The organism is Pseudomonas sp. HP_08 (genome assembly GCF_055284095.1).
This window is the reverse complement of record NZ_JBTOQC010000019.1, coordinates 1-15,118: the sequence shown is the minus strand read 5'-3', so window position 1 is coordinate 15,118 and position 15,118 is coordinate 1. Positions and strand designations below refer to the sequence as shown.

The window sequence follows — 15,118 nt, the reverse complement described above, 5'->3', positions numbered from 1 at the left end:
CAAGCGATGATCAACGGTGAAAAGATTCTTCAGCAACCCCTGCGCTGGGCCATGATCGGCGGCGGCCGGTTGGGACAGGTCGGCTACAAGCACCGCACCGGTGCGCTGCGTGACAACACCGCTTACCAACTGGTGGCGGGAGCTTTCGACATCGACCCGGCGCGTGGCCTGGATTTCGGCGTCAACCTGGGCGTGGCGCCAGAGCGCTGCTATCCCGACTACCGCGCCCTGTTGCAAGCCGAAGCGGCACGACCTGATGGCGTGCAAGTGGTGTCGGTGGCAACCCCCAACGGCACGCATTTCGAAATCACCAAGGCCGCCTTGCAAGCCGGCCTGCATGTGATCTGCGAAAAACCGCTGTTCTTCACCGTTGAAGAGGGCGAAGAAATCCGCGCTCTGGCGCACAGCAAAGGCTTGATTGTCGGTGTGACCTACGGGTTCTCCGGTTACCCGCTGCTGATGCAGATGCGCGCGATGGTGGCGCGGGGCGACCTGGGCGACATCCGCATCGTCGACTTGCAATACACCCACGGCTTCAGCGCCACCGACAGCGCCGACAAGCAGGTCGAAGCGCAGAAATGGCGTATCGACCCCAAAGTCGCCGGCCCGTCGTTCGTGCTCGGCGACCTGTCGACCCACACCTATTACATGTCGCGGCTGATTCTGCCGCACCTGAACATCACCGAAGTGCTTTGCGACCGGCAGAGTTTTATCAAGGCCCGCGCCCCGCTGGAAGACAACGCCCGCTGCCTGATGCACTACGACAACGGCGCGGTCGGCACGCTCTGGGCCTCGGCCGTCAACGCCGGCAGCATGGACGGCCACCGTATTCGCATCGTTGGTGCCAGGGCCAGCCTGGAATGGTGGGAAAACCACCCCAACGAGCTGCGCTATGAAGTGCAGGGCCAGCCCGCGCAGATCCTCAACCACGGCATGCCGTACCTGGACGACGACTGCAACGCCTACAACCGTCTCGGCGCGCTGCACACCGAAGGGCTGTCGGAGTCGTGGGGCAACATCTACCTGAAGATTGCCCAGGCCATCGACGCGCGCATTCGTGGCGACGAGGCGGCACTGGCCGCGCTGGTGTACCCCGACATCGAGGCCGGCATCGACGGCATTCGCTGGATTCAGAGCTGCGTGCGCTCGGCAGACGCCGGCGCGACCTGGGTTGCTTTCCAATAACAACAAACCAAAGGCCTCCAACCATGAAACTCTCTTACGTCACCGACAGCCTCGGGCACTTGCCTTTCGAACAGATGCTCGACACCGTGGGCGAGCTGGGCATCAGCGCCGTGGAAATGACCACCGGCGGCTGGTCTTCGGCGCCGCACCTGCGCCTCAATGAATTGCTTGAAAGCGCCGAAAAACGCCGCCAGTTCCGTCACGCGCTGGACAGCCGCGGCATCGAGCTGTGCGCGCTGAACGTCTCCGGCAACCCGCTGGACCCCGGCAAGCTGGGCGCCACCCACCGCGATGTCACCGAGCGCACCATGGAGCTGGCCGAAGAACTGGGCGTCAACAAGGTCATCATGATGAGCGGCCTGCCGCCGGCCACCGCCGAAGACAAGGTGCCCAACTGGATCTGCTACACCGTCAGCTGGCCGCCGGTGCTCAAGACCTACCTCAACTACCAGTGGAACGACGTCGCCATTCCGTACTGGGACAAACTGGTGGCCAAGGCGACCCGCCACGGTGTCGACAAGATCGCCCTGGAAAACTTCAGCAGCATGCTGGTCTATAACCCCGAAACCCTGTTCCGCCTGCGCGATGCGGTGGGCCCGGTGGTCGGCCTGAACCTGGACCCCAGCCACCTGTTCTGGATGGGCGCCGACCCCATCGCCTCGGCCCGCGCCCTGGGCCCGGCGATTCACCATGTGCACGGCAAGGACTCGCGCCTGGAGCGCGGCCTGGTCGACATCAACGGCCTGCTGGAAACCAAGGAAGTCACCGACACCGTGTCCCGCGCCTGGAACTATGTCGCGGTGGGCTGCGGCCACGATCTGCAATGGTGGCGCGAATTCTTCTCGGTGATCCGTATGCTCGGCTACGACGGCCACGTCTCGCTGGAAATGGAAGACCTGACCATGAGTGTCGAAGCCGGTATCCGCACTTCGGTGGATGCGCTCAAGCAGAGTTTGAGCATGTAAGCCATTCCGTGGGAGCGGCTTGGCCGCTCCCACGGACTGCTCCGCCGCTATCCAATTCGATGATCCGCGCCAATAACAACAAAAGGACACCATCATGCGAATGTTTTACCTGCTGCTCACCACCTGGCTATTGCTGCTGGGTAATCCCGCCCAGGCGCAATACCGCATCGGCGTCAGCATCGCCAAGGTTGACGATAACTTCATGACCTGGGTGCGCCGTGCGCTGGAAGACGCCGGCAAGAAAGACGACGTGCGCCTGCAGGTCGAAGACGCCCAGGGCGATGTCGTGCGCCAGCTCAATCAGGTACACGGCTTCATCAACCAGAACGTTGACGCCATCATCGTACTGCTGGTCGACACCGCTGGCGCCAGCAATATCACCCGCGCCGCCACCGCCGCGAAGATCCCGCTGGTGTACGTCAACCGCCGCCCCGACGAACAACAACTGCCGGCCGGCGTCGTTGCCGTCTCATCCAACGACACTGAAGCGGGGCAACTGCAAATGCGCTACCTAGCCGAAAAAATGGGCGGCAAAGGCAACCTGGCAATCATCCTCGGCGACCTGGTCCACAACTCCACCCGTGGCCGTACCCAAGGCGTGAAAGATGTGCTCAAGGACTACCCGAACATCAAGGTGGTCGAAGAGCAGGGCGCCGAATGGCAGCGCGACAAAGGCATGGACCTGACCAGCAACTGGCTGCTGGCCGGGGCGAAATTCGATGCCATCGCCGCCAACAACGACGAAATGGCCATCGGCGCGGCCATGGCCCTGCAACAGGCCGGCAAGGCCAAGGGTGAAGTGGCGGTGATGGGCGTCGACGGCCTGCCCGACGGCCAGGCTGCCATCAAGCGCGGCCTGCTGGCGGGCTCGGTATTCCAGAACCCCATGGGCCAGGCCGACAGCGCCATGCAGGCGGCGGTGAAGATGATCAAGGGCCAGGCCGTGGAGGCCAATGTCTGGGTGCCGTATACATTGATCACTCCCGATAATCTGGCGACGTATCAGCAGCTATTTAAATAGCGTGCGCGATAAACACGCTTCTGCGCAGTCGCCGGGAGCGTGTTTAAAGCGTTCTTGTTCTGCGCCTCCTCAAGAAAGCCAATGGCGCGCCGATTCCCTCCAACTGGCGTGACTTGCTCGCCGGGGTTTCTTCGCTACGCTTGATTTGCAAGTACGGTCTGGCAGCCACAGGCCGTGCTCATCGGGCTATCGCGCCGATATGCCAAACCTTCAAGCGTGCCAGGAAATTTTCAGTTTCATCAGGAGAGGTTGCAGTCGATGCGTTTGAATATGCCCGTCACCCAGAACGAAAGAACGTTTCCTGCCCACGAGCGGCTTATTTCCACCACCGATCTCAACAGCCACGTCACCTACTGCAACGACGCCTTCGCCGCCATCAGCGGCTTTACCCGCGAAGAACTGATCAACCAGCCGCACAACCTGGTGCGCCACCCGGACATGCCGGCCTCGGTGTTCGCGCACATGTGGGAAACCATCAAGCAGGGCAAGCCCTGGATGGGCATCGTCAAGAACCGCTCCAAGAACGGCGACTTCTACTGGGTCAGCGCCTACGTCACCGCCGTGTATGAAAACGGCCGCATCGTCGGTTACGAGTCGGTGCGCTCGCTGCCCACCCGCGACCAGGTACGCCGCGCCGAAGCCTTGTATGCCCGCTTGCGCGCCGGCAAATCCGCCGTGTCGACCAGCAGTAGCGCGGCCTACCACCTGCTGCGCCAGCTGCCGATGATCCTCGCCGCCCTGTTTCTGGTCGTCGGTAATTACCTGCTGGATGACACGCCGTTTCTGGCGCTGATGCTGGTGGTCATGCTCGGGCTGGGCATCTACCTCGAAGCGCGGCACCGGCGCAGCCTGCAGAAAACCCTCGACGAACACCCCAAATCGTTTACCAGCGCGCTGGTGGCCCTGACCTACAGCGACAACCGCGGCCCGCAAGCGCAACTGGACCTGGCCATGCTCAGCGGCGAAGCCCGCCTGCAAACCGCCCTCACGCGGCTGGTCGACACCGGCGAAAGCGTCAAGCAACGCGCCGGCCAGTCGGCGCAACTGTCCGTGCAGCAAGCCCGCTCGCTCGATCAACAGCGCAACGAAACCGACCAGTCGGCCACCGCCATCAATCAAATGGCCGCGACCATTCAGGAAGTGACGCACAACGTCCAAAACACCGCCCACGCCGCCGAAGAGGCCGACAAACTCGCCCAGCAAGGGCGCAACCTGGCCGACGAAAGCCTGCTGGCGATCCGGCACATGGCCAACTCGGTCAGCGAAATCGGCAACGCCGTTGGCGAGCTGGCCAACGCCACCCAATCGATCGGCAGCGTGGTCGACGTCATCACCTCCATCGCCCAGCAAACCAACCTGCTGGCCCTCAACGCCGCCATCGAAGCCGCCCGCGCCGGTGAACAGGGCAGAGGCTTTGCCGTGGTCGCCGACGAAGTCCGCAGCCTGGCCTCGCGCACCCAGTCGTCCACCGAAGAAATCCAGAAAATCATCACCTCCCTGCGCGACGGTGCCGACCGCGCCGTCGCCACCGCCAGCCGTGGCGGACAAATCTCGCAAGAAAGCGTGGCCAGCGTGGAAGCGGTGCAACAAGCCCTGGACGGCATTAGCCAGGCCGTAACACGCATCACCGGCATGAGCCAGCAAATGGCCTCGGCGTCGGAAGAGCAAAGCCATGTGGCCGAAAACATCAGCCAGCAGATCACGCGGATTGCGCAGCTGTGCGATCAGAGCGCGGGGCAGGCGGAGCAGGGGTCGGTGATCAGCAGTGAGCTGGAAGAGATGGCGCAGTACCTGCACAGCTTGGCGGAGCGGTTTAGTCGCTAAACCAGACAGCAAAGAAACGTGTTGCGACAGGGTGGCACCTGTAGCACTAATGCCGATCAGTTAAGACGGTTTCGCCGATATTTCGTCTGGTACCGGATCTGTAGGAGCGAGCGTAGAGCTCGCGAAAGGGCCGGTAAAATCAGCACATTTATGGTGGCTGTACCTCAGCATTCGCGAGCTAAGGGGGCGGCCATCCGCCTCACTCTACGAGACCGTGTTGTACCTTAACTGATCGGCATCAACCCGTAGGACCGGCTTCAGCCGGGAATCAGGCGCCGCCGATTTGCGCAAGCGCTACGCTCGGTCACGGGCAAAACGAATCGCCGCCCGACTGCCTACCGCCCGACACACCCCCGCCACCAAGCCCCACCACCCTTGCCACCCTCCGGCACCGGCAACACCTGCGGCACATCCCGCAACCTGATCCACGGCTCGCTCTGCCAATGCAGCAAACTCATCGACACGCCCGGAAACTGCAACACACTCAACACCGGCGCCTGCTCCGGCATCGACGGCTGCGCATCCCGCAGCACCGCCACCACCTCATTGGTAATCCACTGCCGCAGGCTGCGATGCTCGGGATGGTGATGATGCACCAGCAGCACATACACGCCCGACTCGCTGATCATCAACTCCTGCTCACACTCGCCATGGCTTTCCAGCCAGAGCGTACGGCGCTGGTCCGGGTCGAGTTTGAAGGTGGTGCGTTCGTTTAAAGGCCAGGCGATGAGCTTGCTGAGATCGCGGGCGCAGAACCAGACCTGGTTTTCCAGGAGGAGGACGCGGAGCTGGCGGGTGTGGCGGATGAAGATGTGGGGGATGGAGCTGGATTGATCGTTTTTCATGATGGACCTCTACGTTTAAGAGAGCGGTGCTGATGACCAACGTAGAGAGGGGTGAAGAAATCCCAACGGCGCAACCCAAGGCTCATTCCACTAATGTAGGAAGAAGCCTTGGGTTGCGATTTCTACGTTGGGTGTTTCTTAGGCACCGGTGGCAGAGGATACGGAACGCAAGCGGGTTCAGGAATGCGGGAGCAGCTGAGATTCATGTAGGAAATATCAGCTGGATCGGTAATGCCTATGTATTTCTGAGCAACTTAGCCACATCGCTCACAGTGATTTTCGCAGCTGCCAACGTGATCTTAGAGCTTCTACACTTGGACGATCTACCAGAAGGTCGGGAAGCCGTATTACGGTGTCCGCTAACGATGCATACTCACTGTGTTTGAGTTCAACTTTTAGGCTCAATTGAAAAGTGTCGGGATCAATCCATAGGAGCCCGAGATCAAATAGCGTATGGATGTCTGCACGAAGCAACAAACCATTATTGACTACGTTCGTTTGCTCGCCCATATATGGAGCAATATGTGCGGCCTCCAGCAAAGCCTCAACTTTACAGCCGGTGACAGCACATTGACTTGAGTAGGCTTTCAACAGTTTTTTACGGAACGCGCTTTGACCTTGGCGACGAACAATGGTTGCGAGTGTGCGCTTGCGCGCATCTACCACATTCGTAGGATCAAAAGTTTCTTGAAGTTCTAGCTCGGCTTCAATACTGGCTATAGTGGGGAGTTGGGGTGGTTCACGATGCAAGATAAACTGAGTTGGGCCTGACCCCTTATGAGATTGATAAAGGAATCGACCTTCAAATCTGAAGCCTGCACCAGGGTGTTCATACTTTTTCTTGCGATAAAAAACTATGAGCTCTAGGCCGCGCTCAATATGCTCCTTAATCAGTTTGTCGGTCATTCCTTTAAGCTGGCCATCCATGTAGAGCACGTCACCCTCTAAAAGATCCTCATATTGAGTGCGATCTGGCGTTTTGTGCTCTGTTACGAAAAGCCAAACAGAATTAAAATTCGCTGGTTTGAAGATGCCTGTGTTGAGGCTAGACGCGGTGATATGGAAAAGATTTCGAAGATCATCACGGGTGTAAACCTTTCCGGCTTCCAATTGCTGCGATGCAAAAGCCGTAGGAGAAATTTTCTGTGAGATTTCCTGAGTCACTGCGCAGTCCTTTTCCGTCAAGTCTGTAGGAAAATGGATAGTGCAGCAGCCTCCACGACGATGCCACTTCTTTTAAGATCAAAACGCCATGATGAATTGGCATGCTTGAGTAGAGATTTTTCGTCAGAGCAATCCCAATCTCCCGTAGTCCTCGTCCTTTTCTAGCCAACCCTTATCCAGCGGCCCAGACATTCATGCAGTCTCCCCAGACCCACGAACTCGGACCCGCTCTTATGCAATCCACCAAATCCCAATACCAAGGCCATTTCGGCATTGTCTTCACGGCGACTGCATTCACTGTCACTCCCGAGGATCGCCCCCATCTCCGAGAAATCTTTCTCTGCGAACTCGGCGCCGGATGTCGCCAGGCCTACGATCTGATTGTCGAACTCTATGACCGCATGCAAGCCGGCAAGCGTCCGTGTGAAATCCTGATCCGTATCTCCAAACCTTTGCTCCGAGAACAGGCCGACTCACTCAATAGCCAACGAATTACAGTTTCCAGATTAATGGGAAGTGCCGCCGGAGGTGCGATCAAGCCAATTAATAGCGCAGCGGCGTTGATCGCAGGTGGGGCGACCACTTACCAGGCCCAGAACACTCTGCGCAGTTATCACGCCGGTGATGTGATTTTCTCGGTGCAAGCGTCGGTCAGCGGTGGCATTGGTCCGCAACGTTCGCTTAAGTCGATTTTGATCAAACCTGAAGGCGGTGCTTGATGGATAACCTGGTCTTCGGTTTTGCGGTGACGCTTTCTTTCACTTTGGTCTACGGGCTCAAGCAGCGTCTGTACCGTAAATGGCTGGGTATTGTGTTGGTGGTGATTGGCTTGGCAGGTTCGTTTGCGGTCATGCCGTCATCGAGCGGATTCGATCCGTTCAACCTCTTTCTGGTGATGTGGCTGACGGGGTTGACTCTGTTTTTTGAGCGCGACCGCCATGTCAATCGTGGTTGAACGTGTTCTCCATCGGATGTGTCAGCGATTGAACGTTTCAGCGTTGCGCAAAATTCTATGAGCGCTTCGCACTCAATCGCGGGCAGAGCCCCCTCCCACGGGTTTTATGCCAGGCTTGAAGTCCGCTCTGACCCATTTATTCCCCCTCAAACCACCCCTTCAACCGATCCCGAAAACTCTGTATCAACGGCTCCCTCGACCGTCCCCTTCGCAAAGCCAACGAAAACGGTGCCTGATACCCAAACGTCGTCGGCAGCAACACCTTCAACCGCTTCTGATCCGCCCAGAACTGCGCGTAGTGTTCCGGCAGATACCCGATATACGCGCCCGACAACACCAGTATCAGTTGCGCCTCCATCGATTCCACGGTCGCCGCGCTGTGTTTGAAGCCGTGACGCGCTAACTCTGCCTGGCTCCAGTACCCGCGCCCGACCATCCGTTGCTGGGTGATCACCTCAGCCGGAATCCGCCGTTGCTCGAATAACTCATGCCGGTCACTGCAATACAGCCAGTGTTGTTCGCGGTACAGCGCCTGGTACATCAGCCCGTTCATGCGCACGGAGAAGGCGCCAATCGCCAGGTCCAGGCGGTTTTCCTGTACGCCCAGTTGCAGTTGCGCGGGGCTGAGGACGGAGAGGTGCAGGTGTACGGCGGGGTGTTCTTTGCTGTAGGCGCCGATGACGTCGGCCAGCGGCAGGGCCGGGTCGCTGACGGTGGAGTCGAGCACGCCGAGGTTGAGGGTGCCGCGCAGTTCGCCTTTGAGGGCGGCGCTGTAGCGTTCGAAGCCTTCGAGTTCGGCGAGCAGGCGCAGGGTTTCCTGGTGGAACAGTTCGCCTTTGCTGGTCAGGCTGAAGCCGCCGCGGCCGCGGTGGCAGAGCACCAGGCCGAGTTGGGTTTCGAGCTGGCTCATGTAGGTGCTGATGGCGGAGGTGGAGAGGTTGAGTTCCTGCTGCGCTGCGGCGAAGCCCTGATGGCGTACTACGCAGGCGAAGATGCGCAGCAGTTTGAGGTCGGGCAGGGCAGAGGACATGAGGGCTCCGGGGTGGTTTGGTTCTTGTTGGGTGTGTTGCGCTTGCAGGTATTTGTGAAACGCTGAAATTTTTACGACTGCTGGCGCAGCCGATCGCGGCTGAAGCCGCTCCTACGAGGCAGGGCTGAATGTGCCACTAGTGTATCCGCGGATAGTTTAGAAATCTCTGAACTGATTATTTGCTGGCAGCGATTCTTCTGGCTGCGGGGCGTCACCAGAATGGGGTCACTTCAATGACAACAAGGTGAGGCCACCCCGTGGACACGACTTTCCACCAGCCCTTGGGCGGCAATGAGATGCCTCGTTTCGGCGGCATCGCCACCATGCTGCGCTTGCCTCATATCCAGGCCGCCGAAGAACTCGATCGGCTGGATGCAGCGTTTATCGGTATTCCGCTCGACATCGGCACCTCGCTGCGTTCCGGCACCCGTTTCGGGCCACGGCAGATTCGCGCCGAGTCGGTGATGATCCGTCCTTACAACATGGCCACCGGTGCCGCGCCGTTCGATTCGTTGAACGTGGCCGACATTGGCGATGTGCCGATCAATACCTTCAACCTGCTGGATGCCGTGCGCATCATCGAGCAGGAATACGACCGGATTCTGGGCCACGGCATCGTGCCGCTGACGCTGGGCGGCGATCACACGCTGACGCTGCCGATCCTGCGCGCCATTCACAAGAAGCACGGCAAGGTCGGGCTGGTGCATATCGATGCGCATGCCGACGTCAACGATCATATGTTCGGCGAGAAGATCGCCCACGGCACTACGTTCCGCCGTGCGCAGGAAGAAGGCTTGCTCGACAGCGACCGTGTGGTGCAGATCGGTCTGCGCGCTCAGGGTTATACCGCCGAGGATTTCAACTGGAGCCGCAAGCAGGGTTTCCGTGTGGTGCAGGCCGAGGAGTGCTGGCACAAGTCGCTGACGCCGCTGATGGCCGAAGTGCGCGAGAAGGTCGGTGGCGGGCCGGTGTACTTGTCTTTCGACATCGACGGCATCGACCCGGCCTGGGCGCCGGGCACCGGGACGCCGGAGGTCGGCGGGCTGACCACGATCCAGGCGCTGGAGATCATTCGCGGTTGTCAGGGGCTGGACTTGATCGGTTGCGATCTGGTCGAGGTGTCGCCGCCGTATGACACCACCGGCAATACCTCGCTGCTGGGCGCCAACCTGCTGTACGAAATGCTCTGTGTGCTGCCCGGCGTTATCCGTCGATGAGCCGCGAAACAGAGGTTCTCGAGGCGGCTGCGGCGCTGGTCGCGGCCTTTGCCAGCAACGACACGGCGCGCTATTTCGACTGTTTCAGTCCTGACGCCAGTTTTGTCTTTCATACCCTGGCCAAGCCGCTGAATTCGCGGGCCGAGTATGAAGCGTTGTGGCAGCAATGGCAGGTCGACGGCTTTGCGGTGCTGGGCTGCGAGTCGAGCAACGCTTACGTCAATGTGCAGGGTGATGCCGCGATTTTCATGCATGACGTAGCGACCCATGTGCGTATCGGTACCGAAGAACTGCGCTTGAAAGAGCGTGAGACGATTGTGTTTCGCTATGAGGGCGAGCGCTGGCTGGCCTGGCATGAGCATCTGTCGGAAGTGACGGGCTAACCGTCGCGACATTATAAAAAATAGCAGTAACCCTCCGCCCGGGGTCAACGGGCGGCCATAAAGGGTCAGCGTGCCTGCGCTGGCCTTACAACAACCGTGACAGGCGCTGGAGCAACACATGAGCCATTCGACGCGTATCGAAACCTTTGGTGTCGAGCAGATACCCGACAACCAACGTGACGCTTCCCCTATCGATCTGTTTCGCCTGATCTTCGGTGGTGCCAATACCTTTGCCACGGCGGTGCTGGGCAGTTTTCCGGTGTTGTTCGGGCTGTCGTTCCAGGCCGGGGTCTGGGCGATTCTTCTGGGCGTGGCGGTGGGCGCGCTGATTCTCGCGCCGATGGGCCTGTTCGGCGCCATCAACGGCACCAACAACGCGGTGTCGTCCGGGGCGCACTTCGGCGTCCACGGGCGCATCATCGGCTCGTTTCTGTCTCTGCTGACGGCAGTGGCGTTCTTTTCCCTCTCGGTCTGGAGCTCTGGCGACGCGCTGGTCGGCGGCGCTCGGCGCTTGGTAGGCCTGCCGGAAACCGACTTCAGCCTGGGCCTGGCCTACGGGCTGTTCGCGGTGTTGGTGCTGATCGTCTGCATCTTCGGTTTTCGCTTCATGCTGTGGGTCAACAAGATTGCGGTGTGGGCGTCGAGCCTGCTGTTTCTGCTGGGCATCCTGGCGTTTGCCGGTCCGTTCGATGCGGGCTATGCCGGCAGCGTCAATCTGCAACAACCGGGCTTCTGGGCGGCGTTCATCGGTGCAGCGTTGCTGGCGATGAGCAACCCGGTGTCGTTCGGCGCCTTTCTCGGCGACTGGTCGCGCTACATTCCGCGTGACACCGCCAAGACCCGCATCATGCTCGCGGTGCTGGCGGCGCAAGCCGGCACGCTGATTCCTTTCCTGTTCGGCCTGTGCACCGCGACGCTGGTCGCGACTCAGGCGCCGCAATACATCGAGGCAAATAACTATGTCGGCGGCCTGCTGGCGATTTCTCCGAGCTGGTTCTTCCTGCCGGTGTGCCTGATTGCGGTGATAGGCGGCCTGTCGACCGGCACCACGGCGTTGTATGGCACCGGGCTGGACATGTCGAGCATGTTCCCGCGTTTGCTCAGCCGCGCCGGCGCCACGCTGTTGATCGGTGTGGCGGCGATTGCGTTTATCTTCATTGGCCGCTTCACCTTCAACCTGGTGCAGAGCGTGTCGACCTTCGCGGTGTTAATCATTACCTGTACCAGCCCGTGGATGGTGGTGATGATCCTTGGCCTGATCAGCCGTCGCGGCTTTTATCACGCCGATGACTTGCAGGTGTTCACCCGTGGCCAGCGCGGCGGGCGCTACTGGTTCCACCATGGCTGGAACTGGCGCGGTCTGGGCGCGTGGATTCCGAGTGCGGCGGTGGGCCTGTGCTTTGTCAATCTGCCGGGGCAGTTTGTCGGGCCGCTGGGCGAGCTGGCGGGCGGTATCGACATCAGTTTGCCGATCACGCTGGGCCTTGCCGCGTTGCTGTACCTGACTTTGCTGCGCACGTTTCCGGAGCCGGCTTCGGTGTACGGCCCCAAGGGCGCGCACCCGATGCTGGGCCGCAAGGCCATGAGCAATGTCACTCAACCGGCTACCGCCCATTTGTGATCCGTGCTGTGCCCAAACGGGCACAGGCGGCGAGGTTTGCCCATGAAACTGGAAATCTTTCGTACGCTGTGGGGCTATCGCGGCACCTGGCAACAGGCGCTGATCGAGGCGCGTGCCGCAGGCTTCGATGGCTTTGAGGCACGCATCCCCGAAGACGCGACCGAGCGCGCGGCGTTCGCGGCGTTCTTGCGTGATAACCGCGTGCCGTACATCGCCATTCTGTTTACCTCGACGCCGGTGCTGCCGTTGCAGTCGGCGACGCCGGCCGAGCACCTGACGGACTTTGCCCGCAAGCTGCAACTGGCCGCCGAACTGGAACCACGCTTCGTCAATGTGCTGGCCGGCAACGACCGCTGGCCGCTGGCTCAACAGGTCGACTTTTTCGCCGAGGCGCTGGAGATCGCAAAACGCAGCGGCCTGACCTGCAGCTTTGAAACCCATCGCGCGCGCTCGCTGTTCAATCCGTGGCTGACCCTGCAATTGATCGAGCAAGTGCCCGACCTGCGCTTCACCAGCGATATCAGCCATTGGGTGGTGACCTGCGAGCGCCTGCTCGACGATCCCGCCGATGACCTCAGCGCCTTTGTCGAGCGCGTGCACCACATTCAGGCCCGGGTCGGCTATGACCAGGGCCCGCAAGTGCCGCATCCGGGCGCGCCGGAATACGCCGCTGCGCTGGCCTTTCATCAGCAGCACTGGCAAGCCATCTGGCGTTCGCAACAGGCCCGCGGCTACACCGGCACCACGCTGACGCCGGAGTTCGGTCCCGACGGTTACCTGCATCACTTGCCGTTCACCGATGTGCCGGTGGCCGATCTGTGGGGCCTGAACGCCTGGATGGGCCGCACCGAGCGCGAACATTTCACTGTCTTTTCCAACCGTCCAGAGAGCCTGCTGCCATGAGTGAACGTTCTGCTTTCACCCGCATTCCCGTGGTCGATATCCACGGTCTGTTCAGCGAACGCCTGGAAGATCGCCAGGCGGTGGCCCAGGCCCTCGGCGAGGCGGCCCGGCATGTGGGCTTTCTGTACATCACCGGCCACGGCATTGCACCGGAACTGATCGATAACCTGCACCGCGCCGCCGAGCAGTATTTCGCCCAGCCGCTGGACGCCAAGATGCAGCACTACATCGGCGCCTCCGAGAGCCACAAGGGCTTCGTGCCTGAAGGCGAGGAGGTGTATGGCACCGGCAAGCCGGACCATAAAGAGGCGTTCGATATCGGTTTTGAAGTGCCCGCCGACAACCCGCTGGTGCTCGCCGGCACGCCGCTGCTGGGGCCGAACAACTGGCCAACCCTGCCGGGTTTTCAGACGGCGGTGCAGGCCTACTACAAGGCGGTGTTTGCTCTGGGGCATCAGCTGTTTCGCGGCTTTGCCCTGGCGCTGGGCCTGGATGAACATGCCTTCGACGACATGGCCTGCTTTCCGCCGTCCAAGCTGCGCCTGATCCATTACCCGTTCGATGGCGACGCACAGGATGCACCGGGCATCGGCGCGCACACCGACTACGAGTGCTTCACCATTCTCAAGGCCGATCAGCCGGGCCTTGAGGTGATGAACGAGCAGGGCGAGTGGATCGATGCGCCGCCGGTAGACGGTGCCTTCGTGGTCAATATCGGCGACATGCTCGAGGTGATGACCGCCGGCGCCTTTGTCGCCACCGCGCACCGGGTGCGCAAGGTCAAGCAGGAGCGTTATTCGTTTCCGCTGTTCTATGCCTGCGACTACCACACCCAGATCAAACCGCTGCCGCCGTTCGCGGCCGGCGAGCAGAACTACGCGCCCATCGCCATTGGCGAGCACATGTGGGCCCAGGCTTTGCAGACGTATCAGTACCTTCGCCAGCGTGTCGCCGACGGGCAGATTGCCTTGCCGCAGCACGCCAGAAAGCCTTCAAGCTTCGGGCACCTGAAAAACCAGAGCGTGACTTCGTGATCTGCCTTTTCCCTCAATCTGGAATGACGACTATGCCAAACACCACGTTTTCGCGCCTTGCCACTTCTGTGCTCATGGGCGCTGCCCTGTTCGCCGGCAGCGTGCAGGCCGCGCCCACCGCCACGCCCGGTACGCTGAAGGTCGGCATGGAGATTTCTTACCCGCCGTTCGAGTCCTACGACGGCGACAAGGTGGTGGGCTTTGACCCTGAGGTGTCGACCGCGCTGGCCAAGCAGTTGGGCGACCTGAAGGTCGAGTTCGTCGACACCCGCTTTCCGAACCTGATCCTGGGCCTGAACGCCAACCGCTTCGACACCATCATTTCCGGCATGTACATCACCGACGAGCGCACCAAGCAGGCCGACGCGATTCCGTACGCGCAAGTCGGCGCAGCGATCATGGTGCGCAGCGACAGCACCGCCAAACCGCAGCAGCCTGAAGACTTGTGCGGCCTGAAAGTCGGCTTGCAGCAGGGCACCAACTGGGTCAACCAGCTCAAGGCGGTGTCGGCCGATTACTGCACCAAGCAGAACAAGGGCGAGATCGCCATCAGCGAATTTCCGACCACCGCAGAAGCCTCGCAGGCCTTGATGTCCGGCAATATCCAGGCGCACCTGGAAATCTCGGCGGCGGCAAAAATGATCGTCGACAAGGCCCGTGGCCGGATCGTGATCAGCTCGGAAAAATCCCTGTACCCGCAGACCCTCGGCATTTATGTGAAGAAGGGCAACACCGAGTTGCTGGGGAAACTGCGTGGTGTGGTTGAAACCTACAAGCAGAGCGGCGAGTACAGCGAACTGCTGAAGAAGTACAACCTGGACCCCGCCTGACACCCCCCGTGGGGGGGGGGGGGGGGGGGGGGGGGGGGGGTTTTTTGGGTTTTGTGTTGGGCTTTTCACATGGCTGGGGGGCGCGCCCCGCCGGGGGGCCCGCCCCCCCCCGCTCCTACAGGTTACGTGCCAGCCCTGAGC

The 15,118-nt window shown here is 60.7% G+C and carries 14 protein-coding genes and 2 pseudogenes; 13 read left to right on the top strand and 3 right to left on the bottom strand.

Annotation, left to right across the window (positions count from 1 at the left end):
* Positions 1-6: 6 nt before the first annotated feature.
* The 5 genes and pseudogenes from ACYAS9_RS17545 to ACYAS9_RS17525 all read left to right on the top strand — a co-directional run.
* A complete protein-coding gene (locus ACYAS9_RS17545; RefSeq protein WP_463569542.1) occupies positions 7-1,185 on the top strand; it encodes a Gfo/Idh/MocA family protein in 1,179 nt (392 codons plus the stop codon).
* A gap of 23 nt (positions 1,186-1,208) precedes the next feature.
* The gene (locus ACYAS9_RS17540) at positions 1,209-2,150 is read left to right on the top strand and encodes a sugar phosphate isomerase/epimerase family protein (protein ID WP_463569541.1); all 942 of its coding nucleotides are present in this window, start codon (positions 1,209-1,211) and stop codon (positions 2,148-2,150) included.
* A gap of 94 nt (positions 2,151-2,244) precedes the next feature.
* Positions 2,245-3,171: a sugar ABC transporter substrate-binding protein gene (locus ACYAS9_RS17535; RefSeq protein ID WP_463569540.1), complete on the top strand. Its 927-nt coding sequence runs from the start codon at positions 2,245-2,247 to the stop codon at positions 3,169-3,171.
* 258 nt (positions 3,172-3,429) lie between these two features.
* A pseudogene (locus tag ACYAS9_RS17530) lies at positions 3,430-3,711 on the top strand (PAS domain-containing protein); the annotation flags it as partial.
* 321 nt (positions 3,712-4,032) lie between these two features.
* Positions 4,033-4,995 (top strand): annotated as a pseudogene (locus tag ACYAS9_RS17525) (methyl-accepting chemotaxis protein); the annotation flags it as partial.
* A 335-nt stretch (positions 4,996-5,330) separates the two neighbouring features.
* Here the strand turns inward: ACYAS9_RS17525 and ACYAS9_RS17520 are convergent.
* Both ACYAS9_RS17520 and ACYAS9_RS17515 read right to left on the bottom strand, forming a co-directional pair.
* Positions 5,331-5,840 carry a BRO-N domain-containing protein gene (locus ACYAS9_RS17520; RefSeq protein ID WP_463569539.1) on the bottom strand — a complete coding sequence of 170 codons (510 nt, stop codon included), beginning with the start codon at positions 5,838-5,840 and terminating at the stop codon, positions 5,331-5,333.
* 267 nt (positions 5,841-6,107) lie between these two features.
* Entirely contained in the window at positions 6,108-7,004 is an 897-nt protein-coding gene (locus ACYAS9_RS17515) for an HNH endonuclease (protein WP_463569538.1), read from the bottom strand.
* Between the two features lie 233 nt (positions 7,005-7,237).
* Between ACYAS9_RS17515 and ACYAS9_RS17510 the strand changes: the two genes are divergently transcribed.
* Both ACYAS9_RS17510 and ACYAS9_RS17505 read left to right on the top strand, forming a co-directional pair.
* A complete protein-coding gene (locus ACYAS9_RS17510) occupies positions 7,238-7,723 on the top strand; it encodes a hypothetical protein (protein WP_463569537.1) in 486 nt (161 codons plus the stop codon).
* Complete coding sequence (locus ACYAS9_RS17505) at positions 7,723-7,959, top strand: hypothetical protein (RefSeq protein ID WP_463569536.1); 237 nt, start codon at positions 7,723-7,725, stop codon at positions 7,957-7,959. The genes ACYAS9_RS17510 and ACYAS9_RS17505 overlap by 1 nt, the downstream gene beginning before the upstream one ends.
* A gap of 136 nt (positions 7,960-8,095) precedes the next feature.
* On the opposite strand, the gene ACYAS9_RS17500 is transcribed toward ACYAS9_RS17505, so the two are convergent.
* Positions 8,096-8,989: a LysR family transcriptional regulator gene (locus ACYAS9_RS17500; RefSeq protein ID WP_463569535.1), complete on the bottom strand. Its 894-nt coding sequence runs from the start codon at positions 8,987-8,989 to the stop codon at positions 8,096-8,098.
* Positions 8,990-9,246: 257 nt separating this feature from the next.
* Between ACYAS9_RS17500 and speB the strand changes: the two genes are divergently transcribed.
* The 6 genes from speB to ACYAS9_RS17470 all read left to right on the top strand — a co-directional run bounded on the left by speB (position 9,247) and on the right by ACYAS9_RS17470 (position 14,977).
* Positions 9,247-10,206: an agmatinase gene (gene speB / locus ACYAS9_RS17495; RefSeq protein WP_459749309.1), complete on the top strand. Its 960-nt coding sequence runs from the start codon at positions 9,247-9,249 to the stop codon at positions 10,204-10,206.
* The gene (locus ACYAS9_RS17490) at positions 10,203-10,589 is read left to right on the top strand and encodes a nuclear transport factor 2 family protein (RefSeq protein ID WP_463569534.1); all 387 of its coding nucleotides are present in this window, start codon (positions 10,203-10,205) and stop codon (positions 10,587-10,589) included. Before speB ends, ACYAS9_RS17490 begins: the two co-directional genes overlap by 4 nt.
* A gap of 118 nt (positions 10,590-10,707) precedes the next feature.
* On the top strand, positions 10,708-12,210 hold the full coding sequence (locus tag ACYAS9_RS17485; RefSeq protein WP_463569533.1) for a purine-cytosine permease family protein: 1,503 nt from the start codon (positions 10,708-10,710) through the stop codon (positions 12,208-12,210).
* 42 nt (positions 12,211-12,252) lie between these two features.
* Positions 12,253-13,113 (top strand): sugar phosphate isomerase/epimerase family protein, encoded by an 861-nt coding sequence (locus ACYAS9_RS17480; RefSeq protein ID WP_463569532.1) that lies wholly within the window; start codon positions 12,253-12,255, stop codon positions 13,111-13,113.
* Complete coding sequence (locus ACYAS9_RS17475) at positions 13,110-14,147, top strand: isopenicillin N synthase family dioxygenase (protein ID WP_463569531.1); 1,038 nt, start codon at positions 13,110-13,112, stop codon at positions 14,145-14,147. The genes ACYAS9_RS17480 and ACYAS9_RS17475 overlap by 4 nt, the downstream gene beginning before the upstream one ends.
* Positions 14,148-14,179: 32 nt before the next feature.
* On the top strand, positions 14,180-14,977 hold the full coding sequence (locus ACYAS9_RS17470; protein ID WP_463569530.1) for an ABC transporter substrate-binding protein: 798 nt from the start codon (positions 14,180-14,182) through the stop codon (positions 14,975-14,977).
* Positions 14,978-15,118 lie beyond the last annotated feature (141 nt).

Excerpts from the sequence above, each read along its gene's own strand:
- ACYAS9_RS17490 (WP_463569534.1), top strand. The coding sequence starts at position 10,203 with ATGAGCCGCGAAACAGAGGTTCTCGAGGCGGCTGCGGCGCTGGTCGCG.
- ACYAS9_RS17510 (WP_463569537.1), top strand. The coding sequence starts at position 7,238 with ATGCAATCCACCAAATCCCAATACCAAGGCCATTTCGGCATTGTCTTC.
- ACYAS9_RS17485 (WP_463569533.1), top strand. The coding sequence starts at position 10,708 with ATGAGCCATTCGACGCGTATCGAAACCTTTGGTGTCGAGCAGATACCC.
- ACYAS9_RS17505 (WP_463569536.1), top strand. The coding sequence starts at position 7,723 with ATGGATAACCTGGTCTTCGGTTTTGCGGTGACGCTTTCTTTCACTTTG.
- ACYAS9_RS17535 (WP_463569540.1), top strand. The coding sequence starts at position 2,245 with ATGCGAATGTTTTACCTGCTGCTCACCACCTGGCTATTGCTGCTGGGT.
- ACYAS9_RS17500 (WP_463569535.1), bottom strand. The coding sequence starts at position 8,989 with ATGTCCTCTGCCCTGCCCGACCTCAAACTGCTGCGCATCTTCGCCTGC.
- ACYAS9_RS17480 (WP_463569532.1), top strand. The coding sequence starts at position 12,253 with ATGAAACTGGAAATCTTTCGTACGCTGTGGGGCTATCGCGGCACCTGG.
- ACYAS9_RS17470 (WP_463569530.1), top strand. The coding sequence starts at position 14,180 with ATGCCAAACACCACGTTTTCGCGCCTTGCCACTTCTGTGCTCATGGGC.
- ACYAS9_RS17540 (WP_463569541.1), top strand. The coding sequence starts at position 1,209 with ATGAAACTCTCTTACGTCACCGACAGCCTCGGGCACTTGCCTTTCGAA.
- ACYAS9_RS17545 (WP_463569542.1), top strand. The coding sequence starts at position 7 with ATGATCAACGGTGAAAAGATTCTTCAGCAACCCCTGCGCTGGGCCATG.
- ACYAS9_RS17520 (WP_463569539.1), bottom strand. The coding sequence starts at position 5,840 with ATGAAAAACGATCAATCCAGCTCCATCCCCCACATCTTCATCCGCCAC.
- ACYAS9_RS17475 (WP_463569531.1), top strand. The coding sequence starts at position 13,110 with ATGAGTGAACGTTCTGCTTTCACCCGCATTCCCGTGGTCGATATCCAC.